Below are 21,860 nucleotides of genomic sequence, written 5' to 3'. Positions count from 1 at the left end.
TTAGATATAGGGCCAGTGGAAAGTACCGCCAATTTATTCCCTCCTTTTTATTATTAAAAATATAAATGATCAAAAGCTTCTTGGTTTTTATTCCAAACAAAAGCACCATATATTTCAGTGTAAAAGTTTCTAAAGCTGCCCCAGCATCTCATCTGAAACAAGACGCTCTGTGAACGTGATTGCACCAGCTGCGGATTTCCCCCAAAGAGAAATTTGAGTGCTCGCTTCAGCAGGTTCACTGGTAGTGAATACATATTCAAATGCATCAACATTGCCAAAGTAATTCCTGGTCTCCACCTGGTCCGGGCCAAGATAAACCAATTCCTCTACATATAGAGTTCTTGTCCCATTTAAAATGTAGCCTTGGATAAGGACCGAAGAAGCACTCACAGAGCTTCTGTTATCCGCAATAACTGTAATCTGTGAAACCTGCCTAATTCCTCCAATAGCCGGATTTGCAATGGGTCCCGTTGAAATGACTGCCATTCCTAAACCTCCTTCTATTTTAATCTTCAGCCGTCAGCTGCTAGGTCTTTTGGATATTTAATCTTGCGTTAACTTATTGGGGGTTAGAAACTGTGCTGAGTTTGCTGTAAGGACAAAAAACTAGTTCTTGAGGAAAAAATGGCACTCACATTTCTTCCACACCTCATATTATTCGGCCTTTGCTTTTTGTGAAGCTCTATTAGCCTATTTTTCAGAAATTAAAGCTATTTTCGCCGTATTAATAGACCTCTGTCCAAACAACTCTTGGTTACCTGAAATGGACAGCAAGATACGATACAGTGCAAAAGGAGGGGCGGAGTGGAGATATATACTAATCCTATACGTTCCTGAATATCAATTTTCACTCCCCACAAAAAAACGGAATTTCCACAGACTAAAGGCATGTAGTCTCGCTTTCTATCACGCTTGTTTATTCTTACTCTATTACCTATAGAATGACTATTTTCCCATTATCCAACCTGATTTCCTAAGCTGGCCTTTCACTCGCTGTCCCAAAAGAGCGGATGTCATGAACTCTGGCAGGAAAATCAACATAGTATAATTTGGCGGCAAAAAAGAGTGGTCCATCCTCTGTTCCCAGCTTTCATGTTTACTCCATATGTTCCCAGTATCCGTTTATTTTCTTGACCATTTAATAAAACAGCATTGTTTCCATGGCATGCTTCTTACAGGGAGCTGATCAATTAGGAGGGCATTCATCTATAGGGCTGGGAGTTTTTGCAACAGCTAAAAACAGGGGAGAAATTTATCTTGCTAAACAGCGGATAGCCCTCTTTCACATATCACGCAAACGGAGATGGTAAAGACTAATATGAAAAACATTCCGTTTTTACAGCCAAACCTTGTTAAACAGGAAAGCTTCTCTCATTATTTCAGTCAAATAGAAATGACCAGAAAGTACAGCAACTATGGACCATTAAACTCCAGGTTCGAGGACACGGTGCTGGCAGAATATTTTGAAGGAAAAGGCGGAGCGCTAACAGTGAACAATGCCACGATCGGACTGATGCTGGCAATCAGGGGGAGCATGCTTAAAGCAGGCCGGTATGCGATCATGCCGAGTTTCACCTTTTCTGCAACCCCTCTGGCCGCGATGTGGTGCGGGCTTGAGCCTTATTTCGTTGATGTGGACGAAGACAGCTGGTGTATGGATGAGACATTGCTGGCTGATGCGCTGGACATTCTTGGGGAAGAAACAGCCGTCGTGGTCCCTTATGCCACATTCGGCACTAATCTGGATTTAAATTATTACAGAAAGCTCCATGAATCCGGCGTTCCTGTCGTGGTGGATGCCGCCCCTTGTTTTGGTTCAGCCGGCAGGGAAGGAGCTTTCTCAAAAGGGTTTCCCGGTATAAGCGTGTATAGCTTTCATGCGACCAAGTCATTTGGCATTGGAGAAGGCGGCCTGCTGTACAGCGGGGACAGCAGCATGATCAAGGAGCTTAAACAGGCAGGTAATTTCGGCTTCTCATCAAACCGGGAAACCGTTCAAATGGGATTGAACAGCAAACTGTCAGAATACGGGGCAGCGATCGCATTGGCAACATTGGACGCCTATCCGGAAAAAGTGCAGGAGAGGCAGCAAATTTATGAATGGTATAAAGAAGCATTCCAAACCTGCCCCTCCCTAAATAGGAGCTGGAAGCTGCAAAAAACAGAAGGCACTATATCCCATCAATTCATGCCGGCCCTTTGCCCGGAAAATGAAAACAATGGAGAGTATGTCAAGCTTTTGGCAAAAAACGGGATAGAAGCACGTTGCTATTTTTCCCCTGCTTGTCACCAGCAGAAGCTTTTCTCCCCCTGCAGACATTCAGATATGCCGGTAACCGACAGCCTGTCCGAAAGGATCTTGAGCCTCCCACTCTGGGAGGGGATGAAAAAAGCGAATGTCATCCAAATCGTTACCACTCTTGCAAAAGGCATCAGCCCATGAAAAAGCTGATTTTATGGGGATGCGGCGGGCATGCCAGAGAAGTGCTCCACCTCTGCGGGCAACTCGGCATAGATGTAGCAGGATTCCTGGATGAAAGGCCAGAAATGAAAGGCCGGTTTGTAGATGATATTGAGGTTCTGGGAAACTTGCAGGATATACACCATTTAAAAGAAAAAGTGGAGATTGTATGCGCCAGTGTGGGTGATCCCGCTCTAAAAAAGAAATTCTCAGAAGTGACGAAAAATGCCGGCTTTGTGTTAGCCCATTCCTTGATACATCCTGGTGTCTATGTATCTAGTAGAAATTCGATTGGCATTGGTTCTGTCATATGTGAAGGAAGCATTATGACTACTAATGTCCATATAGGTGATTTTGTCATCATTAACCGTGGAACGAATATCAGTCATGATAATAGGATAGAAGAATTTGCGACCATAGGGCCCGGAGTAAACATCGCCGGGAATGTGACAATCCAAAAAGGCGCCTATGTAGGCATCGGCTCCTCTATCAGAGAAAAAGTGACCATCGGATCCTGGTCTGTTATCGGTGGCGGAGCCTTCGTAAAAAGCGATGTTGCGGAAAAGACTTTATTTGCAGGAGTCCCCGCAGTCTTTAAAAAAAGAATAGAGTGATTATTTTGAGGATGCCTGCACCCTACTTAAGGATGTGAACAGCTTGAAAGGCATAATACTGGCTGGCGGCCATGGCACCCGCCTGTACCCACTTACCAAAGCAGTTTCAAAACAGCTGCTTCCGGTATATGATAAACCATTAATCTATTACCCGCTCTCTGTATTGATGCTGGCGGGAATAAAAGAGATATTAATCATTTCGACCAAGGAGGATATCCCCCGGTTCAAGAGCCTTCTTGGAGATGGGTCCCAGCTCGGCATCAGCCTGAGCTATATCATTCAAGCGGAACCGGAAGGCATTGCCCAGGCCTTTGTCCTAGGCGAGGATTTCATTGGGAAGGACTCTGTTTCCTTAATCCTTGGAGATAATATTTTTTACGGCCACAATTTCACTAAAATTCTTGAACATGCTGTGAGTAGCAATAAAGGCGCCACCATTTTTGGCTATCAGGTAAAGGATCCCGAGAGATTCGGCGTTGTTGAATTCGATGAAGAGCAGAATGTCATTTCGCTCGAGGAAAAGCCGTTGAAGCCAAAATCGCAATTTGCGGTGACCGGCCTATATTTTTACGACAACCAGGTGGTCGACTTCGCAAAGAGAATTAAAAAGTCGGCCAGAGGAGAATATGAAATCACCTCTGTTAATGAGCTTTACCTACAGCAGGGTACACTGAGGGCCGAGCTGCTTGGACGCGGATTCAGCTGGCTGGACACCGGCACACATAAATCGCTTATGGAGGCCTCGTCCTTCATTGAAACCATTCAGAGCAGGCAGAATATCCGTATTTCCTGCATTGAAGAAATAGCCTACCGGAAAGGCTTTATTACAGCAGGACAGCTTCTGGAGCTGGCAAAGCCGTTAAATAAGAATGACTACGGGCAATATCTAGAAAGGCTTGCCAATAATTGAGTGGATTCAGAAAGGAGATACACATGGAACTTCTAGTAACAGGAGCTGCAGGATTCATCGGATTAAATTTTATCCACCTCGCTCTGAAAGATCCTTACGTAAAGGTGACAGTCGTTGATGCTCTCACCTATGCAAGCCATCCGGCTGAAATGAAAAAACTATCATTCCACCCCCGCTTTCGCTTCATAAAAGGCAACATTTCCGATGGGCAGGAGCTGGAGGCTGCCTTTGACCGTAACTATGAAGCTATCATTCACTTTGCAGCCGAATCCCATGTCGATAACAGCATCCATAGTGCTGACAAGTTCATTGAGACAAACATCAGCGGCACTTACCAGCTGCTGCTGCGGATGCTTAAGGGAAGCGCAGGAAAATTGGTCCATATATCGACTGACGAGGTGTACGGGACCCTTGATGCCGGCCAGCCGGCATTCACAGAGCTTTCCCCCCTTTCACCAAACAATCCTTACTCAGCTACAAAGGCAAGCTCAGATCTTCTGGTGCGATCCTTCCGTGAAACGTTTCAACTGCCTCTCATCATAACCAGATGCAGCAATAATTACGGACCATACCAGCATAGCGAGAAATTCATTCCCACCGTTATACAAAAAGCGCAAAATGATGAAAAAATACCTGTTTATGGAGACGGTCTGCAGATCCGGGACTGGCTGTATGTTGAAGATCATTGCAGGGCCATTTGGATGATTATGGAAAAAGGAAGGCTTGGGGATGTCTATAATATCGGCGGGGGCAATGAGAAGACAAACATAGAGGTTGTAAGGCAAATTCTAAAGCTGCTTGGAAAGCCTGAGACCCTGATTGAATATGTAGAGGACCGAAAAGGACATGACCGCAGGTATGCGATCGACTCCACCAAGCTTCAGACCGAGCTGGGCTGGAAGCAGGAAGCAGCTTTTGAGAAGGCCCTTGAGAAAACCGTTCATTGGTATAAGAGCAGGCTAAAAGGACCTGGAGAATGAAGATCGTGGTCACAGGAGCCGGCGGACAATTAGGCAGAGAGCTTGCGTCTACTCTTTCCAGGTACGGCTGTACAGTGTTTCCCTTTACAAGAGAGGAATGGGATATTACGAATAAGGATCTGGCAGCCAAAAGAATACAGCAATTGCAGCCGGATGTACTAATAAATACCGCAGCCTTTACGGCAGTGGATCACTGTGAGACTGAACGGGACAGAGCTTTTCTCACCAATGGGATCGCTCCGTTTTATCTGGCCCATGAGGCCAGAAAGGCGCGGTCCAGATTTATCCATATCAGCACTGATTACGTCTTTTCAGGGAATAAATCCTCTCCGTGGGAGGAGCAGGATTCCCCTTCCCCTTTGAATGTATATGGAGAAAGCAAGTGGGCCGGGGAAACCCTGGCGCTCGCAGCACACTCTGACTCCTTGGTGATCAGGACTTCTTGGCTGTATGGCCATGGCGGCAAGAACTTTGTCAATACAATTGGGCGACTCTCGCAGACTAAAAGCAAGCTCGAGGTCGTTAAAGACCAAATCGGTTCACCAACTTACACAAAAGATCTGGCGGAGGCTGTATATCATCTTCTCCAGAAACCGCCCGGCATTTATCATGTTTCCAATACAGGAAGCTGCAGCTGGTATGAATTCGCAAAGGAGATCGCTGTCTTTTTAGAAAGCAGCGCAGAAATCGTCCCGATATCCACAAATGATTACGGTCTTCCTGCTAACAGGCCGGCCTATTCTGTCTTGGGCAATAAGAAATTAAATGACTGTGGCGTTTATATGAGGGATTGGAAAGAAGCGTTAAATGACTATTTGGAACAGGAGGCTGAAGGTAATGCAAATTGAGGGTGTCGTAACGAAGAAGCTTGTCAAGCACTGTGATGACAGAGGTTTTTTTTCGGAAGTGGTACGCGATGATGAAAACCTTTTGTCCAATTTCGGACAGCTTTCCTGGTCCACCTCCTATCCTGGTGTAATCAAAGCCTTCCATTATCATGAAGAACAGGATGACCTCTGGTTTTTTCCGTCCGGCAATGCCCAGGTTGTCCTGCACGATCTAAGGGAGCATTCAAACTCCTACAGCGAAACCAATGTTTATTATATGGGAGAGAATAATCCTATGATCATTCTAATTCCCAAAGGAGTTGCCCACGGCTACAGAGTGCTCGGCAATATCCCGGCTACGGTAGTCTACTGCACGACAAAATCCTATAACCCGGCAGCACCTGATGAAAAAAGGATTCCCTGGAACGATACCTCTATCGGTTTTAACTGGGAGACAGAGAACAGATAAATAAAAGACTGGCCTTTGAGTAAGCTTAAGGCCAGCCTTTTTCATTTTTATGAACGCTTCATGGCAATTGCCTTCTTGAATAATGAAAGAATATTTCCAACCAATACGTCATAACTCCATTTCGTTTTTGCCCACTCCAGAGAGCTTTGTCCCATCTCAATCCTTTTTTGATCATTACCAAGAAGGATTCGGATCTGAAGAAGCAGTGCTTCAATGTTATTGGCAGGGAAAATCAGCCCATTCACGTCGTGCTGAACCATCTCCGGCAGGCCAGCTGCATCACTGACAATGACAGGCAGCCCGGCCAGCTGTGCTTCCATCACGGAATGCGGCTGGGTGTCCTGTAATCCTGGAAGGACAAAGATATCTGCACTGTTCAGGTAAGTAATGACATTCCCCACCGTACCAAAGAATTTGACCGAATGAGCAATTCCGAGTCTGCTGCATTCCTGTTCTAATTCAGCCTTTATACCGCCATCCCCCAATATCCAGCACTCCCAGTCCTGTCTTTCCTGATAAAGCCTTCCAAGCGCAAGAATGAGAGAATGCACCCCTTTTAAAGGAACGAGCCTGCCCGTAAACAAAATGATTTTCTTTCCATTGGTGCCCAGCTTTCCATTGCTCTGCAGCGAGTTGATGAAATTTTGCGTGTCCATTCCATATGGAAATAACATCACTTTCTCAGGAGGAACCTGTGCAGCGTTAATCATAAGTCCACTCATCCACTGAGATTGCGAGTGGATCAGGTCACTTGAATTGTATCCAAGCCTTTCCAGGTTATGAAAAAAGTTGTACTCCTCAGTCTGAAGGATTTCCTGATCGGAACCACCGGGCCGCAGGCTTTTTAAATAGTGAAAAATCTCGCCCGATAAGTAACCATGGGCACTCATAACAAGCGGTACACCCCGTGGCTTGATCCTGCCAATAACACCGGCTGACATGGCATCCTGTGCATAAATCACGTCATAGTCCGTCAACCCGTAACGAAGGGCGGCCAACTCTAAAAAGCTCCGGGATACCTCCGTCTGGAAAATAAAGCCATAAGGACTATGTCCGGGATAAGCTTTTTGCACTTTACTGGTAATAGCAGCTGAAACATTTTTATGTGTCAGTTCTTCAGGACGGCCAAGTATCCGGTAGTTTAATGTTTCCTGATTGAGGCTCAGAATGGTGACGCTATGCCCCTTGGCCTCAAGGCGCCCTTTAAGCATTGAAACAAAGGTCCATATCCCTCCCGGAAAGGGAAGAGGGTAATAGGATGTCATCAGAATCTTCATAAAAAATCCCTTCCGGCAGTATTCACTCTCATCATTTGCTCATCCTTTCTCTTTGCACCTGACCAATCACTAAACCAAAAGGCGCATACCTTTTGATGAACTGGAGTATACATAGAAAACTCAGATAATTTAATTAGGAGGCAGGTACAGTGGCACAGCCTAAGGTAACAATTGTCATCCCTTTTTATAATTGCGGATATATTGCCCAGTCTATTACAAGTGCTGTCAACCAAACCTACGAAAATAAGGAAATCCTCGTGGTCAATGACGGATCAGACAGGCATACTGAGAAAATAGCTCCTTTCCTGGACCGGATAGTCTATCTGGAAAAAGAAAACGGCGGAACAGCCAGTGCCCTGAACATGGCTATCCATCATGCGACAGGTGAATATTTTTCCTGGCTGAGCTCCGACGATCTATTTCATCCCAGAAAGACCGAACTCCAAATGGCTTTTATGCAAAAAATCAAGGCAAGCGTCTCCCATACCAACTTTCATGTCATCAATGAGGAGTCAGTCATCACTCAGCATAATAGCGGAAAATGCATAAGCGACAGACATCAGTTTTATTCCTATTTGAGAACCTCCAATCATATTAATGGCTGCACGGTCATCATGAAGTCCGGGCTTTTTCAAAAAACGGGATTATTCAATGAAGACCTTTTGTATACCCAAGATTATGATATGTGGCTCCGCGTCCTTCAGCATGAATACATCCATTGCTTGAATGTACCGCTGGTCCTTAACAGGTATCATGAAAACATGGGGTCAGCAAAGCATCTTCATGAACTGTTGGAAGAGTTTGCACAAGTGAGAAAAAAATATGACCCTTTCCTTTTTAGCAGACTGAATAAAAACACCTAGCTGACAGACGATTTTAACTGCTTTGTATGATATCCCGCTGGTAGTTTAATAGATCCTCAAAGGTTTGCTCCCTGCTGATTAGAGGCACCCAGCCCAGCTTATACAGTTTTCGCGAATCCAAAAGGTATTTTTCGGAATCAGGTTCAGATGATTTTGCTGAAACCGCAAAGTCAATATTAGCGGCGGCTTTTAGATAGCCAATGACATCCCCCAATGTCAGCGAGTCCCCGGACGATACATCATAGATTCCTCCCCGCTCCCCTCTTTCGAAAAGGATGCCATAAGCACGTACGGCATCCCTCACATCCAGAAAGTCACGGCTTGAAAGAAGGCTGTTGACAGAAAGCACTTTTTCCGTTGAGCCTGCCTCCATCCCCGCAATACTCCTTGCAAACAATGAACATACCCCGTTAGAATTACCCGGTCCAATCAGATTGGAAGGCTTTGCGATCATCACATCCATTTGGAAGAGGGATTCCCATGCACGCGCAATAACTGTCTGAATCGACTTGGTCAGGCTGTATGGATGGAGCTGATCAGCGGGATCCGCTGATGTGCTCTCCAATGCTGATCCTGTAACAAGAACTCTAGCCTTCGGCTTTGCCTTCCGCAGTGCCTCCAGTAAATAAAGCGTCGAAACGACATTCACTTCAAAAGACGCAGCCGGATCCACCCATGACTGGCCGACATGGTTTTGAGCGGCCAGGTGGAGGACATAGTCGGGATCGGCCTGTGAAACCAGCCTATCCAATGCGCTTTTATCGAGAAGATTGCAGACTACTGTAAGGTCAGCTTCTTTGTCTGGCAGATCGCTCCTGTTCAACGCTGCCGCCACAAAGTAGCCCCTCTTCCTGAAATAGATACAGGCGTGTCTCCCTGTGAAACCTGAAGCTCCAGTTATGAGAATCCTTTTACTGCCGGTCAATGTCTTTCCATCCAATCTCTCAGCTCCAAAAGCATCTCTTCATAGCTGGGCACATGATAATCAAAATCAGTCCTTGTGTTAACGATGGTCCTGTCCAGGACAAATTCGCTGTCTGGAATAATTTCAACATCAGGCTTCTTAAATATCTTTTGAATCAAAATCAGAAGGTCGTGCTTTGAAATTTTCTGTTTTCCACCCAGGTGGCAGAGACCAGCCTTTCCATTTGTAATCGACCACTGGACAGCCTTGGCCAACTCAAGGGTTGTGACACCATTCCAAAATGCATTTGTAAATCCTTTAATCCTGCCCTGTTGTTTCATGAACCATAGAAACAGTCCGATCCCATCTTCCTTCAATTCCGGGCCAATGATGGAAGTCCTGATTGTCAGGTGCCTGTTGTCCACGATCTCCCCAAGCTGCTTGGATTGAGCATACACCGACTTGCCGTTCGGGAAATCATTTTCCTTGTAGCTTCCTTGTTCTCCCGAAAACACACAGTCTGTGCTGATGTGTACAAGCCTCCCCCCATACCTTTCAGCAAGCCTGGCAAGTTGGTGAGGCAAAAGACTGTTCAGCAGAAAAGCCAGTTTCTGATTTCCCGCAGCCTGGCTATTCAATATGCCAATGCAGTTAATGACAAAATCCGGCTTGATCTGGTCCATGACTTTTTCCAGCATAATCGAATCGGCAGCATCCAGATAAATGCCTTCCTTATCAGATGGGTCCCTTGTCGTAAAATAAACCTGGTATTCAGGAAATTCCCCCAGGTAGGCAGCCATCATATGGCCAGCCATACCTCTTCCGCCAAGGATGAGTATTTTCACTGAATAAACCCGCCCTTCTTCAGCATCGCTTTAATTTCACAGCGGCTCATTAGCCCTTTGCTTGAATTATAGTTCTCCATTTCAGCAGGGGTATAGGCAGAATAAATCTCTTTCAGACCCGGAATAAAGATTGGCGGAAGGATAACAAAGTATTCTTCATCATAGATGACGGTTGTGCCTGCTTCATATTCGGAAAGAAGCAGCTCATGAATTTTTTCTCCCGGCCTTGTACCAAGCACCTCAATTTCTATATCTTCCTTTCCGGCATCCTCGGCAAGGACATAAGCCAGATCGAGGATTTTGCAAGCAGGCATCTTCATAACAAAGATTTCTCCTCCTGCACTTTCTGCTGTCGCTTTAAATACGAGTTTGATGGCATCCTCAAGCGTAAGAAAAAATCGCGTCATCTCCTTATCTGTTATCCCAATCTTCCCTTTTGCGGTGATTTGCTTTTTGAAGACATGGATGACGCTGCCGTTGGTTCCCAGTACATTTCCGCCGCGGATACAGACAAATTTCGTACCGGAATTTAACGTATTTGCATGGATGATCAGCCGTTCTCCCATAGCTTTTGAAAGACCATAAAAATTCGACGGATTGGAAGCCTTGTCGGTTGAGATATAGATGACGCTTTCCACATTATTGGCTATTGCCGCGTCAATAACATTTTGGGTACCATGTACATTGGTTTTCAGCGCTTCAAGCGGCTGAACCTCACAAACAGGCACATGCTTTAGGGCCGCCAGATGAAAAACATAATCCACCCCGAAGCACGCCTCTGTCAGTTCATTTTTTTCTTTAATGTCACCAATCACAAAATGCAGAAGAGGATTACTATCAAAATCCTGCTTCATTGTAAATTGGTTTGATTCATTTCTCGAAAAAATCCTGATTTCTCTTGGATTACCTTCCAAGAGCTGCTTTACAAGCTCATATCCCCATGAGCCTGTGCCTCCCGTTACCAGAATCGTTTTATCCTTGAACATTTTCCATTCCTCCTAATAGAACTTTTATGACTTTGTCGGCTACACCAGACTGTGCATATCCCACAGGAAAGCACCATTTTCTGTCTGAAGCCGCCATGACCTCCACGCATCTCAGGATGCTTTCTGCTTGCAGGCCCGAAACCATATTGCTTCCACATTCAATCGTTTCTGGCCGTTCAGTTGTTTTTCTGATGGTTACTGCTGGCACATGAAACAGACAGCATTCTTCCTGGACGGTACCGCTGTCAGTAAGTGCGCCAAAAGCATTCTTTTCTAATTTCACAAAATCGAAGAAGCCGAATGGCTCATGAAATTCCACAAGTGGATGCATCTTGAGGGAAGAGATATGAGACAGTTTCGACCTCGTTCTCGGGTGGATGCTGCAGATGATCCGGAGTTTGAATGTCTCAGCCACCAGGTTTAGGCCCGTCATGATTTCCGTAAGCCTGTCTGCCCGGTCGACATTTTCTGCCCGGTGCAAGGTAGCCAGAAAATAGCCATCTGGTTCAAGCTTTAGTTCCTCCAGTATTTGGCTGTGTTCAATTTGACTTTTATACTGTTCGAGCACCTCGTAGATTGGATTTCCTGAAACGATGATCCTATTGGAAGGGATTCCTTCCCTCAACAAGTTTTCTCTGCTTTGAGGAGTATAGGGGAGATTGTAGGTTGAGATTGCATCAATCACTTTGCGGTTTTTTTCCTCAGGGACTTCGAGATCAAAACAGCGGTTGCCGGCTTCCATATGAATGACAGGGATTCCCATCCTTTCCGCTATTATGGCGCCAAGGCCGCTGTTCGTATCTCCCAGCACAAGAACACGATCAGGACTCTCATCAAGAATGATCCTTTCCAGTCCTAAAAATATGGCGGACAGCTGTTCCCCGAGTGTATGCTGTTTGTTCAACAGGGTATAGTCGGGCTTTCTTACCTTCAATTCCTTAAAAAATACGTCACTCAGATTTCCTGTAAAGTTCTGGCCGGTATGCACAAGAATATGCCTGCTGCATAACTGATCCAATTTTTTAATGATAAGGCTTAAGCGAATGATCTCAGGTCTTGTACCCAAGATGGTCATTACTTTCATCGTTTTTCCACTCCCTGGCCTGCATTCCCGAAAAACACAGTTATCTAGTTATCAACTTATGCTTGTATAATTTGTTGGTTCTAGGCATCTCTACCAATTTCAACGCATCTTATAGCAATCTCCTTCGGGGCGCTCCTGAATAGGCATGAATACACCGGACACTCTCCCATACTGTCTTAAAAAAAGAAAAAACAGGGCTGAGAGCACCCTGTTTCATTTAAGAAGATCGGTTAATCAGGTTTCTTCAATTTACAAATTGGCTTTCTACTGCTTAAGGATTTCAAAGAGTATGGGGGATGCCCTTTTCTGCTGCTGCTCTTTGCGTAGCTTCTAAAAAGAATGGCTGCCAGCTGAAATGGCCAGTTTCTCAACCTTTTCTCGCTGAATTGCCAGCGGAATCCTACCCTTAGAAATGAATGATCCTGCTATCTCCCGCAATGATCATACGTTAGCCCTCTTTTCAGTGCAGCTGCATCCTTCTCCAAAAATGCCATGTTTCAGAATTTTCCCGGGAATCTTCTCAGATGGGACCGCCGGTCAGTTTCCTCCTCCATTAACATAGCCTCCCCGAAGTTTCGGCTATGTTAATGGAGGGTATGGAAAAATGGTGTTGACATCGTTGAGTACTGGAGCCATTCTGATCCAGATACTACATTACAAAGCTTCCAACCTTGACATCGTCCTCTATTTATTACATACATACGGCTGTAATGGAAAACAATATACATAGGATAAATGTTGAGGTTGGCTGTTCAATCGCAGAAAGAAGGGAGAAAACATCTTGAAGCAAAAACTCGCGGTATTCTACATATCCGTACTCTTATTACTAGTACTTGTACTTGTTGGAATCTTTGCACCAAATCAGCTTGAAAATGTGACTGCCGGACTCCAGGACTTCATCAGCAACGCTTTCGGATGGTATTATCTCATTTTGGTAACACTTCTGGTCATTGTCTGCCTCTACTTCCTGATCAGCCCGATCGGAAGGCTGAAGCTCGGGAAACCTGAGGACAAGCCTGAGTTTTCAAGGGTTACCTGGCTTGCTATGCTGTTCAGCGCAGGGATGGGGATAGGATTGGTCTTCTGGGGAGCGGCCGAACCTCTTTCCCATTATGCAGTCAGCTCGCCAACCGGAGAAACCGGCACTGCAGAAGCACTGAAAGATTCTATGAGGTTTACCTACTTCCATTGGGGAATCCACGCCTGGGCTATTTATGGGATTGTCGCACTTGTACTTGCCTATTTTAATTTCAGGCATGGCGAACCCGGACTGATCAGCGCAACCCTGAAGCCCATTTTCGGCGATGCCGTTAAAGGCCCGCTGGGCAAGGTCATCGATGTTGTCGCTGTCCTTGCTACCGTGATTGGTGTAGCCACCACCCTTGGCTTTGGAGCTGTCCAGATAAACGGAGGCTTGTCCTTCCTTTTTGGCATCCCTTCCAATTTCGTTGTGCAGCTGATCATCATATCCATCGTGACAGTACTTTTCATGATCTCCGCCTGGTCGGGACTTGGAAAAGGCATCAAGATTCTCAGCAATGCCAACATGGGGCTGGCCTTGGTCTTATTCGTTCTCATGTTTTTCATTGGCCCTACCCTTTTCATCCTGAACTTGTTCACCAATACAATCGGGACCTATCTGCAGTCTATCCTTCAGATGAGCTTCCGGATTGCACCTTTGGATCCCGGCACACGTGAGTGGATCAATGGATGGACTATTTTTTATTGGGCATGGTGGATTGCCTGGTCGCCTTTCGTCGGCATATTCATTGCCCGCGTCTCCAAGGGACGCAGTATTAGGGAGTTTGTATTTGGCGTCCTTCTCGTGCCGACTGTCATCGGATTTCTGTGGTTTTCAACGTTCGGCGGCTCGGCCATGTATCTTGAGCATGTGAAGAATATTTCAATTTCGGGACTAGCAACTGAGGAAACCCTTTTCGCTGTTTTCTCAAACTTTCCGCTTGGAATGGTTCTTTCCATCATTGCCATCATTCTTGTCAGTACATTCTTCATTACGTCCGCTGACTCCGGCACCTATGTCCTTGGCATGATGACAACCAACGGGTCCCATACGCCCGGCAACAGAATTAAACTAACGTGGGGCATCCTGCTTGCCGTCATTTCTCTCGTACTCCTATACAGCGGCGGGCTGCAGGCACTTCAGAATACCATGATTGTCGCCGCTCTCCCGTTCTCGGTCATCATGGCCCTCATGACCATATCCCTTATCAAAGCATTGTATAAGGAATCCAAAGAACTGGGGATCGGTCAGATAAAAAGAAGGAAACAGTAGAAAAGCGGATGGCGCTTGCTCAGAATTAAGGAACGCAGGCTAAAGGTGAAAAGAGCGGACCTTCCAAGACCTAATTGAGGGAATTCAGTGACAGGCTGAAAAATAAGCGGAGAAATTCCCCCTAATTTTAAAAAAACGTAAAAAATAGCTCAAATAGACGGAGAAATTCCGGCTATCGGTTCAAAAAACAGGAAAATGGGCAATTTCACTCCGCTTAACCGAAAATTTTCCGTTTATTCACATCCACCCGGGCGACATTCAGCAGCTTAACCGGAAATTTTCCGCTTATTTTAAGGCTTGCTGGTCACTCAAATAAGGATAAGACTTCCTGGTTTTAAAACCATTCCTGCCCTGTCAGCTGAAGAAACCTCTCTTCACGAAATAGATAAAAAAGAGACCTTTTCAGAAGGTCTCTTTTTCATTCAAGAATATAGGGGTGATCCAGAACGTCATAATCATCTTCCCGGCTGCCGATTTCATTGCCGTCTTTGAAAACCGCTTCAAAAAAACGGGATGACGGTTCTGCCAGCTCTTTATAATAATCGCTGAACAGGGAGGCAGCATGCGCACCAAGCCACTGATCGGGAAGGAGCTCCGCAGGCAGGCCGGGATCGACAAACAGGAACTTCCTGTATTCATGGACCAGTTTTGTCCTTTCCACGAAACAGTCTGCATCTGTCATAAGCCCTTTCTGGATCCTGCTTTTTGCGATAATATATTTCTCGCTGTATTCAGTGATGAAGCTCTGGTACTTCCCATTGATTTCGTCCAGGTCCCAGCTTTTCCCGACAATCCTTTTGTTTTCATGCGGACCTTCATATTCAGCGATGAAAAAGTCAACATAATCCTCAATTTTATATTTATCAATCAGATCGGCGACCTGCTTCTCCAGGTTGTTTGCTGAAATCCAGCAGCTGCTGGAAAAAGAGCCGAATCCGCTCCAGACCAGCTCTTTTCTCAGTTCATCCCTGACAGATCTGATTTCCTCCGGGATAGTATACATAAGCATGCGCCATTTGCCGTCCCATTCTTCCGGCTTAAGCTTGAAGATCCGTTTTCCGGCCTCTTCTATCCTTTTCTGCCCCTGCCCGGTCAAAGAATAATAACTCTTATTGCCTGCCTTTTCGGCTTGCACCCATCCTTGCTTATTCATCCTGGAAATTGCTGCCCTCACTGACTGGTCATTATGGCCGAATTCACTTAATAGCCTGATCAGGCTGCCAATCCAGATTTTGCTTCCGTAATGTGAGATATAATCTCCATACAATGTAAATATCATCGATCTAGTATTCAAAGCTTCTTCATCCTTTTCTTTCCCTCTGCCATATGATGTCCCAAGCTATGGAGACGGATGGCCTGGCCTCTATTGTTGCAATACATATATATTACATGAAAATTCTTATTTTTAAAACAGTGGGTGATTATTGTTCCCACCGCTCCAGAATCGCTGCAATCCCCTGGCCGACACCAACGCACATCGCTGCCATGGCATAACGGCTATTCCTTCTTTTCATTTCATGAACAAGGGTAGTCAAAATCCTTGCCCCGCTTGCACCCAGAGGATGGCCATAGGCGATGCTGCCTCCATTTACATTGACCCGGCTGGGATCAAGGCCAAGCTGCTCTATGCAGGCAATGGACTGGGCCGCAAAAGCCTCATTCAACTCAATCAGGCTAATTTCATCAATTGAAATGCCCGCACGTTCAACCGCTTTTTTTGCAGCCGGCACAGGGCCGATTCCCATGATAGAAGGTTCAACACCTGCTACGGCTGAAGCTGTGTATTTGGCAAGCGGGCTAAGCCCAAGCTCCGCCGCTTTTTCCGCACTCATCAGCAAAAGGACAGATGCGCCATCATTGATGCCGGATGAATTTCCTGCGGTTACTGTGCCTCCGGAAAACAGGGGCTTCAGCTGGGTCAGCTTTTCAAAGGTAGTATTTGGGCGCGGATGCTCATCAATCGAAAAGGTTTTTGCCTCACCTTTGTTTATAAAATCAACGGGGATAATTTCATCTGCCAGCCTTCCCTCCTCTAACGCTGCTTTCGCCTTCATCTGGCTTTCAAAAGCGAACAGATCCTGCCTTTCCCTCGATATCCCGAATTTCTTTGCAACGTTTTCGGCAGTTTCCGGCATCGACTCTGCTCCATACAACTCCATTAATGCCGGATTTGTAAAACGCCAGCCGATCGTTGTGTCGTAAAGCTGCATGTTTCCTCTATGAAATTCATTTTCCGCTTTGGCCATGACAAAGGGAGCTCTTGTCATGCTTTCTGTCCCCCCTGCGATAAAAATATCTCCTTCACCAGCCAATATCGCTCTTGCCGCAAGATTGACCGCATCAAGTCCTGAACCGCAAAGCCGATTAACCGTCGTGCCTGCTGTTTCGACCGGCAGCCCTGCCAGAAGGGCTGCCATCCTGGCCACATTCCGGTTATCTTCACCAGCCTGATTGGCATTTCCCAATACAACTTCCTCAATGTCTGCAGGCAGGACCTGGGGATTTCTTGCCAGCAATGCTTTTATGGCCACGGCTGCAAGATCATCCGGCCGGACAGATTTCAAGCTCCCTTTATACCTGCCAATCGGGGTGCGGACAGCATCGATGATGACGACTTCCCTCATCGCTTCAGCTCCTTTTCCCCATATTCATATACGCCGCGGCCGGACTTCCTTCCAAGACGGCCGGCTTTAACGTACTGCTCGAGAAGAGGGGCCGGCCTGTATTTTTCACCAAGCTTCTCATGAAGATATTTCAGATTGTTCAGCCTTGTATCAAGGCCTACCAAATCCCCCAGTTCAAATGGCCCCATAGGATAATGAAGCCCCAATTTTATTGCTTTATCGATGTCCTCAGCAGTCCCTACCCCTTCCTGCAGCATATAGAAAGCTTCATTGCCGACGAGGGCGCTGATGCGGCTGGTAACAAACCCGGGGAACTCATTGATGATGACGGTTTCTTTGCCCATCTCTTCGGCAGTCTGCCGTATATATTCCACAGATTCATCGCTCGTCTCAAGACCTTTGACAATCTCCACAAGAGGCATTTTATGGACCGGGTTGAAAAAATGCATGGCCAGCACCCTGTCAGGCCTGCCGGTAAAAGAGCCGATTTCTGTCGGGCTCATTGTCGAGGTATTTGAAGCAAAAATGCAGTCTGCGGATGCATGCTGATCGATCACTTCGAATATATTCCTCTTAATCTCAAGCCTTTCAGGGACCGCTTCAATGATGAGATCGGCCTCGGCAGCGTTGGCTGCAAGGCTAACTGAAAAATGCAGCTTCTCCCAGATGCTTGAAACCTCACCTTCTGTCAGCTTGCCTCTCTGCACACCTTTTTGAATGATTGATGAGATTTCTTTTTCAGCATCCTTCAGCTGAGCATCGCTTATGTCAACCAGGACAGTCGGGAAACCGCTGGCTGCACTCACATAAGCAATGCCCCTGCCCATAACCCCGGAGCCGATGACCACTATCTTTTTCATCCTTATCCCCCCGTATGTGAATTGAAAAGAAAAAGCACCCAGGAGCGAGTGCCTAAATTTTTAGCGTAAAGCTACATGCCTATAAAAGCTGCCTTCCTTTTCTCGAGAAAAGCCTGGACACCTTCCTGATGGTCTCTCGTCAGCCCGGCCATCCGCTGTCCTTTTGCATCTTCTTCCAGGTAGTCATTGAGATTCATTTCCCAGCAATCCTTCAGCTGTTTTTTTATCAAACCTGCAGCAGCAGTCGGGAGTGCTGCTGCTCTATCAGCAAACTGCCGTACTCCATCCTCCCAGCTTTCGTGGGGAATCACCTTTGTCGCCAGCCCCAGCCTGAAGGCTTCTTCAGCATTTACTTTTTCTCCCAGCAAGGCAAGCTCCAAGGCTTTTGCCTGGCCAATCAGCCTTGGCAGAAAAAACATATTGCCTGCATCAGGAATGAGGCCTACATGTATAAATGACTGAATGAAGCTTGCCTTATCGGAGACAAGCCGGAAATCGCAGGCGAGCGCCAGGCTCATCCCTGCTCCGGCGGCAACACCATTTACCGCGGCAATGACAGGTTTTTCACAATGATACAGTTCCATGACCATAGGATTGTACCTTTTCCGCAGAATCTCTCCATGATCTGTATTTTCGCTGACACTGCCAAGATCCTCGCCCGAACAGAAAGCCCTGCCTTCACCGGTTATGACGATCGCCCTTATCTTAGGGTCAGATCCGGCTTCCCGCAAAGCCTGCCCAATTTCACTGTTTAGTTCAGCGGTAAAGCTATTCAGCTTTTCCGGCCTGTTAAGCCTGATCCAGGCGATTTTTCCTTCAGCTTCATAAATGATAGTCTGATACATGGGATACGCCCCCTTATTCTTTCGTTTCTTCGCCGATCATCAGTGTGATGATGTCTCCGGCAAATGACATCGCATCTTTTCCGGAAGCTTTCCCTTCATCGGTTTTCATTGCAGCTTTCAGTGCTTCATGACTGTCATAAAACATTTCGCACATAAGATAATACTTGCCTTCTCCACCCATGGGACTGCCGGTGATTCTGGTAATCTTCATTTCCCGAAGCCCCGGTATTTTGGCTGTGAGGGGGGCATGCGTCTGAAAATAATGCTCATCGAATGCCTCTTTATTTTCAGGGTGCTTGTAAAGAGCGATCAGTTTTACCATTTCTATCATCCTTTCAATCTATAAGTTTATTATTGCCTATAAAAGGCTTGATACCGGTTTCATTGCTTCAAAAGGATTTCTGCATGCACGGCAGTACAGCAGGCTCCTGCAGGCAGTCGGCCCGAATATATTCTCAAGAGAGGTGTAAGGAGAGCCGCAGTAAGGGCAATCAACCTTCCACTCTCCCGTTTCTTCCAGCTTTTCTGGAGCCGGAGCTATGCCGAATTCCTTCAAATGTGTTTTGCCATTTTCAGAAATCCGCTCAGAAGTCCATGGAGGATCATAAATGAAACGGACTTCAACTGGCTGTTCAAGCTTTAATGCCCCAAGTTCTTTTTCAACACTTTGTTGAATCATGTCCAGGGCAGGACAGCCAAGAAAGGTAGGCAGAAGCTCAATCACTATCTTTTCTTTCTCCGCCTGCACTCTTTCGACCATTCCAAGCTCAATAATCGAGACAGCCGGGATCTCCGGGTCTTTGACTTGATTTAATGCTCCGAGAATAGATTGCTCCAGCTCGCTTCTGACTTGATCCATATATGCACTTCCTTTTTCACCAGCAGGCTGCCGGGTCGCTTCTGTACACTTCCGAGAGTGTGGCCAAAGCTTCTGTTAAATCTTTTGTATGCTGCCCTTCTCTCCCGTTTCCAAGCTCGAGCCCAAAATGGCTTGGAAAAAGAGTGCCGGACGCTTCAAACACAGGCGCCAGGTTTGCTTTCAGGTTTTGTAATAGCTGCTCTTCACCGTCTATCAGACCCTCTGCCTGCATTTCTTCTGCCAGCGGGCCAAGGCAAAGCACATCCCCCATCATAGGATAGGCGCCTGAAGCCGCTTCCACCATACGCCTTCTCGCCTCACCTCCGGCCTGCATCAGCTGCAGGAACCAGGTTTTCCAGTGAAGGAGGTGATAGTGCAGCTCCATGCTTATTTTCACGGCTGCTGTCCGGAGCGGAAGAAAGGAGGAATTTTTCAGCGATTCTATTTTGACATTTTTTGCCTGCATATAAAGAAAATTACGTACAACAGCAAAAGCCCAATCATACTGCGGATTCTGCAGATAGTGGCCTGGCCCATTCGCCCTTTCAGCGAGGATGCTGTTCCGTCTTTCGTCAGCCTTCCTCAAATGGGCCAGATCATCAGATTTCCCCTCCCCCATATCCTCCAGAATCTGATAAAACATAGCGGCATGCCCCATGGTGTCCTGGCTTATAGAGGAAAAAGCTACATCTTCTTCGATATGCGGTGCCAGCCCAAGCCACTCTGACCCGCGGTATGAGAGGATGAAATCGTCATCCGCCAGCTGGTATAAAAGTTCAATGGCAGCCGCTGAAGCCTTATATCCGGGCTGCTCAGTCTTCAGTTCGCCTGTCATTGCTCCCGCTCCCTCCCCAAGACAGAATTTCTTTTTCATCAAGCATATTCTGTTCGTAATGCCTCCATTTCTTCTTTAAATAACCATAACCTTTCGCATTACGGTAATCTTTATTATCGAGCCGCTGAAGCGTAAGCCTCTCCTCCGGATTCATCTTGCGGATTTGGGAACGCTTGACGACCCAGATGTCGGCGACCTGCTCTCTTCTCATGAAATTTTCCTGTGCAAAAACAAGGGCAAGCTCTTCGTTTGGAGCCAGCAGCGAAAACTGATGCTGCATGGGTGAGGTGTCCGTTTTTTTGCTGAATACTTCATATTCACTGTAAAATTCAGAAGCGGGCACATGCTCCCTCCTTTCTTAATTTGCCTTCGCACCCAGGGCATCCCTGACCCATTGGGATGACTGATAGGCATCCCTGCGCAGATTCAGCCTTTCAGCTGATTTGGGACCTCTGTTGCTGATGATTTCTTTAAAGCGGCTCCAGTCAGGCTGTTTATACGTCCATCCTGTTTCTTCACTATAGTTCATGGTTGAATCCGGTATTGTCAGCCCGAGTGAAAGGATCCTTGGGACATACTTGGAAAAGAAGTCCTGGCGAAGCTCTTCATTTGTTTTTGTCCTGATTTTATATTTGATGGTAATATCCTGCTTGGAAGTGCCGGTCGCACGGGCATCTGCTGGTCCGAAAAACATCAATAATGCTTCCCACCAGCGGTTGACAGCATCCTGTACCATTTCTTTCTGTTTTTCTGTCCCCTCGGCCAATGCCATGATGATCGCTTCTCCATGCTGGGCATGAAAAACCTCTTCAGCGCAGATTCGTTTTAATGCTCTTGCATAAGGTCCATAAGATGAACCAAGCATATTCGTCTGGGTGATAATGGCTGCACCGTCCACAAGCCAGCCTATCAGCCCGGCGTCACCCCATGTCGGCGCCTCCATATGGAAGACATTGTGGAATTTGAGCTTTCCTGTGAAAAGATCGTCCATGATCTCATCCCTGCTTTTGCCGAGCGGCAGCATCAGGTCCTCTGCAACCCGAAGCAAAAGCTGTCCGTGGCCCATTTCATCCTGGACCTTGGCCATGATGCCCAGCTTCCTTTTTAGAGTCGGCGCTTTAGGGACCCATTCCTTTTCAGGCAGGGCACCCATGATTTCGCTTATTCCGTGCATGCTGATCAGCTTGATGAGTGTGAGCCGGTAATCATCCGGCATCCAGTCATCAGCTTCTATTTTTTCCCCATCAGAAATCCTGTGCATAAAGTTTTCCAGCTTTTCCTCTTCTGTTAAAGAAGAATGCAGCTGTCCTGCCATAATGTCAGC

General features: G+C 46.5%; 23 protein-coding genes. 8 read left to right on the top strand and 15 right to left on the bottom strand.

Annotated features, from left to right (window positions below):
* Positions 1-129 precede the first annotated feature (129 nt).
* Complete coding sequence (locus AC4E8B_RS11265; RefSeq protein ID WP_490219030.1) at positions 130-486, bottom strand: hypothetical protein; 357 nt, start codon at positions 484-486, stop codon at positions 130-132.
* 832 nt (positions 487-1,318) lie between these two features.
* On the opposite strand from AC4E8B_RS11265, the gene AC4E8B_RS11260 reads away from it, so the two are divergent.
* The 6 genes from AC4E8B_RS11260 to AC4E8B_RS11235 are packed head-to-tail and all read left to right on the top strand — an operon-like array spanning position 1,319 to position 6,261.
* Positions 1,319-2,443 (top strand): aminotransferase class I/II-fold pyridoxal phosphate-dependent enzyme, encoded by a 1,125-nt coding sequence (locus AC4E8B_RS11260; protein ID WP_490219637.1) that lies wholly within the window; start codon positions 1,319-1,321, stop codon positions 2,441-2,443.
* Positions 2,440-3,075 carry an acetyltransferase gene (locus AC4E8B_RS11255; RefSeq protein ID WP_490219028.1) on the top strand — a complete coding sequence of 212 codons (636 nt, stop codon included), beginning with the start codon at positions 2,440-2,442 and terminating at the stop codon, positions 3,073-3,075. The genes AC4E8B_RS11260 and AC4E8B_RS11255 overlap by 4 nt, the downstream gene beginning before the upstream one ends.
* A gap of 43 nt (positions 3,076-3,118) precedes the next feature.
* Positions 3,119-3,985: a glucose-1-phosphate thymidylyltransferase RfbA gene (gene rfbA, locus AC4E8B_RS11250; RefSeq protein WP_490219026.1), complete on the top strand. Its 867-nt coding sequence runs from the start codon at positions 3,119-3,121 to the stop codon at positions 3,983-3,985.
* Between the two features lie 23 nt (positions 3,986-4,008).
* Positions 4,009-4,965 (top strand): dTDP-glucose 4,6-dehydratase, encoded by a 957-nt coding sequence (gene rfbB / locus AC4E8B_RS11245; RefSeq protein ID WP_490219024.1) that lies wholly within the window; start codon positions 4,009-4,011, stop codon positions 4,963-4,965.
* Positions 4,962-5,813 (top strand): dTDP-4-dehydrorhamnose reductase, encoded by an 852-nt coding sequence (gene rfbD / locus AC4E8B_RS11240; protein WP_490219022.1) that lies wholly within the window; start codon positions 4,962-4,964, stop codon positions 5,811-5,813. The genes rfbB and rfbD overlap by 4 nt, the downstream gene beginning before the upstream one ends.
* Positions 5,803-6,261 carry a dTDP-4-dehydrorhamnose 3,5-epimerase family protein gene (locus AC4E8B_RS11235; RefSeq protein ID WP_490219020.1) on the top strand — a complete coding sequence of 153 codons (459 nt, stop codon included), beginning with the start codon at positions 5,803-5,805 and terminating at the stop codon, positions 6,259-6,261. Before rfbD ends, AC4E8B_RS11235 begins: the two co-directional genes overlap by 11 nt.
* Before the next feature lie 47 nt (positions 6,262-6,308).
* Here the strand turns inward: AC4E8B_RS11235 and AC4E8B_RS11230 are convergent, their stop codons facing one another.
* A complete protein-coding gene (locus AC4E8B_RS11230) occupies positions 6,309-7,538 on the bottom strand; it encodes a glycosyltransferase family 4 protein (protein WP_490219019.1) in 1,230 nt (409 codons plus the stop codon).
* 149 nt (positions 7,539-7,687) lie between these two features.
* On the opposite strand from AC4E8B_RS11230, the gene AC4E8B_RS11225 reads away from it, so the two are divergent.
* The gene (locus tag AC4E8B_RS11225; protein ID WP_490219017.1) at positions 7,688-8,401 is read left to right on the top strand and encodes a glycosyltransferase family 2 protein; all 714 of its coding nucleotides are present in this window, start codon (positions 7,688-7,690) and stop codon (positions 8,399-8,401) included.
* 13 nt (positions 8,402-8,414) lie between these two features.
* Here the strand turns inward: AC4E8B_RS11225 and AC4E8B_RS11220 are convergent, their stop codons facing one another.
* From AC4E8B_RS11220 to wecB, 4 genes are read right to left on the bottom strand one after another with little or no spacing between them, the layout of a single operon-like run.
* Positions 8,415-9,326 (bottom strand): NAD-dependent epimerase/dehydratase family protein, encoded by a 912-nt coding sequence (locus AC4E8B_RS11220; RefSeq protein ID WP_490219635.1) that lies wholly within the window; start codon positions 9,324-9,326, stop codon positions 8,415-8,417.
* Positions 9,323-10,150, bottom strand: coding sequence for an SDR family oxidoreductase (locus AC4E8B_RS11215; RefSeq protein WP_490219015.1), 828 nt, complete (start codon positions 10,148-10,150; stop codon positions 9,323-9,325). The genes AC4E8B_RS11220 and AC4E8B_RS11215 overlap by 4 nt, the downstream gene beginning before the upstream one ends.
* Positions 10,147-11,136: a polysaccharide biosynthesis protein gene (locus tag AC4E8B_RS11210; protein WP_490219013.1), complete on the bottom strand. Its 990-nt coding sequence runs from the start codon at positions 11,134-11,136 to the stop codon at positions 10,147-10,149. Before AC4E8B_RS11210 ends, AC4E8B_RS11215 begins: the two co-directional genes overlap by 4 nt.
* Positions 11,123-12,220, bottom strand: a complete 1,098-nt coding sequence (wecB, locus tag AC4E8B_RS11205; RefSeq protein ID WP_490219011.1) for a non-hydrolyzing UDP-N-acetylglucosamine 2-epimerase — start codon at positions 12,218-12,220, stop codon at positions 11,123-11,125. The genes AC4E8B_RS11210 and wecB overlap by 14 nt, the downstream gene beginning before the upstream one ends.
* 781 nt (positions 12,221-13,001) lie before the next feature.
* Here wecB and AC4E8B_RS11200 point away from each other — a divergent pair.
* Positions 13,002-14,513 carry a glycine betaine uptake BCCT transporter gene (locus AC4E8B_RS11200; RefSeq protein ID WP_490219009.1) on the top strand — a complete coding sequence of 504 codons (1,512 nt, stop codon included), beginning with the start codon at positions 13,002-13,004 and terminating at the stop codon, positions 14,511-14,513.
* A 418-nt stretch (positions 14,514-14,931) separates the two neighbouring features.
* On the opposite strand, the gene paaX is transcribed toward AC4E8B_RS11200, so the two are convergent.
* From paaX to paaA, 9 genes are all read right to left on the bottom strand, one after another.
* The gene (paaX, locus tag AC4E8B_RS11195) at positions 14,932-15,807 is read right to left on the bottom strand and encodes a phenylacetic acid degradation operon negative regulatory protein PaaX (protein ID WP_490219007.1); all 876 of its coding nucleotides are present in this window, start codon (positions 15,805-15,807) and stop codon (positions 14,932-14,934) included.
* Positions 15,808-15,934: 127 nt separating this feature from the next.
* A complete protein-coding gene (locus tag AC4E8B_RS11190) occupies positions 15,935-17,137 on the bottom strand; it encodes an acetyl-CoA C-acyltransferase (RefSeq protein ID WP_490219006.1) in 1,203 nt (400 codons plus the stop codon).
* Complete coding sequence (locus AC4E8B_RS11185) at positions 17,134-17,997, bottom strand: 3-hydroxyacyl-CoA dehydrogenase (protein WP_490219004.1); 864 nt, start codon at positions 17,995-17,997, stop codon at positions 17,134-17,136. Before AC4E8B_RS11185 ends, AC4E8B_RS11190 begins: the two co-directional genes overlap by 4 nt.
* A 71-nt stretch (positions 17,998-18,068) precedes the next feature.
* Complete coding sequence (locus tag AC4E8B_RS11180) at positions 18,069-18,842, bottom strand: enoyl-CoA hydratase/isomerase family protein (RefSeq protein ID WP_490219002.1); 774 nt, start codon at positions 18,840-18,842, stop codon at positions 18,069-18,071.
* Positions 18,843-18,855: 13 nt separating this feature from the next.
* Positions 18,856-19,164, bottom strand: a complete 309-nt coding sequence (locus AC4E8B_RS11175; protein WP_490219633.1) for an EthD family reductase — start codon at positions 19,162-19,164, stop codon at positions 18,856-18,858.
* A 36-nt stretch (positions 19,165-19,200) separates the two neighbouring features.
* On the bottom strand, positions 19,201-19,701 hold the full coding sequence (gene paaD / locus AC4E8B_RS11170) for a 1,2-phenylacetyl-CoA epoxidase subunit PaaD (protein WP_490219000.1): 501 nt from the start codon (positions 19,699-19,701) through the stop codon (positions 19,201-19,203).
* Positions 19,702-19,717: 16 nt separating this feature from the next.
* Positions 19,718-20,536 carry a 1,2-phenylacetyl-CoA epoxidase subunit PaaC gene (gene paaC, locus AC4E8B_RS11165; RefSeq protein WP_490219631.1) on the bottom strand — a complete coding sequence of 273 codons (819 nt, stop codon included), beginning with the start codon at positions 20,534-20,536 and terminating at the stop codon, positions 19,718-19,720.
* A complete protein-coding gene (gene paaB / locus AC4E8B_RS11160; RefSeq protein ID WP_490218998.1) occupies positions 20,514-20,879 on the bottom strand; it encodes a 1,2-phenylacetyl-CoA epoxidase subunit PaaB in 366 nt (121 codons plus the stop codon). Before paaB ends, paaC begins: the two co-directional genes overlap by 23 nt.
* Before the next feature lie 15 nt (positions 20,880-20,894).
* A complete protein-coding gene (paaA, locus tag AC4E8B_RS11155; protein ID WP_490218996.1) occupies positions 20,895-21,851 on the bottom strand; it encodes a 1,2-phenylacetyl-CoA epoxidase subunit PaaA in 957 nt (318 codons plus the stop codon).
* Between the last annotated feature and the right edge of the window lie 9 nt (positions 21,852-21,860).

The organism is Bacillus sp. SRL543 (assembly GCF_984799205.1).
The sequence above is the reverse complement of the archived record's forward strand: the minus strand, read 5'-3'. Positions and strand labels throughout refer to the sequence as shown.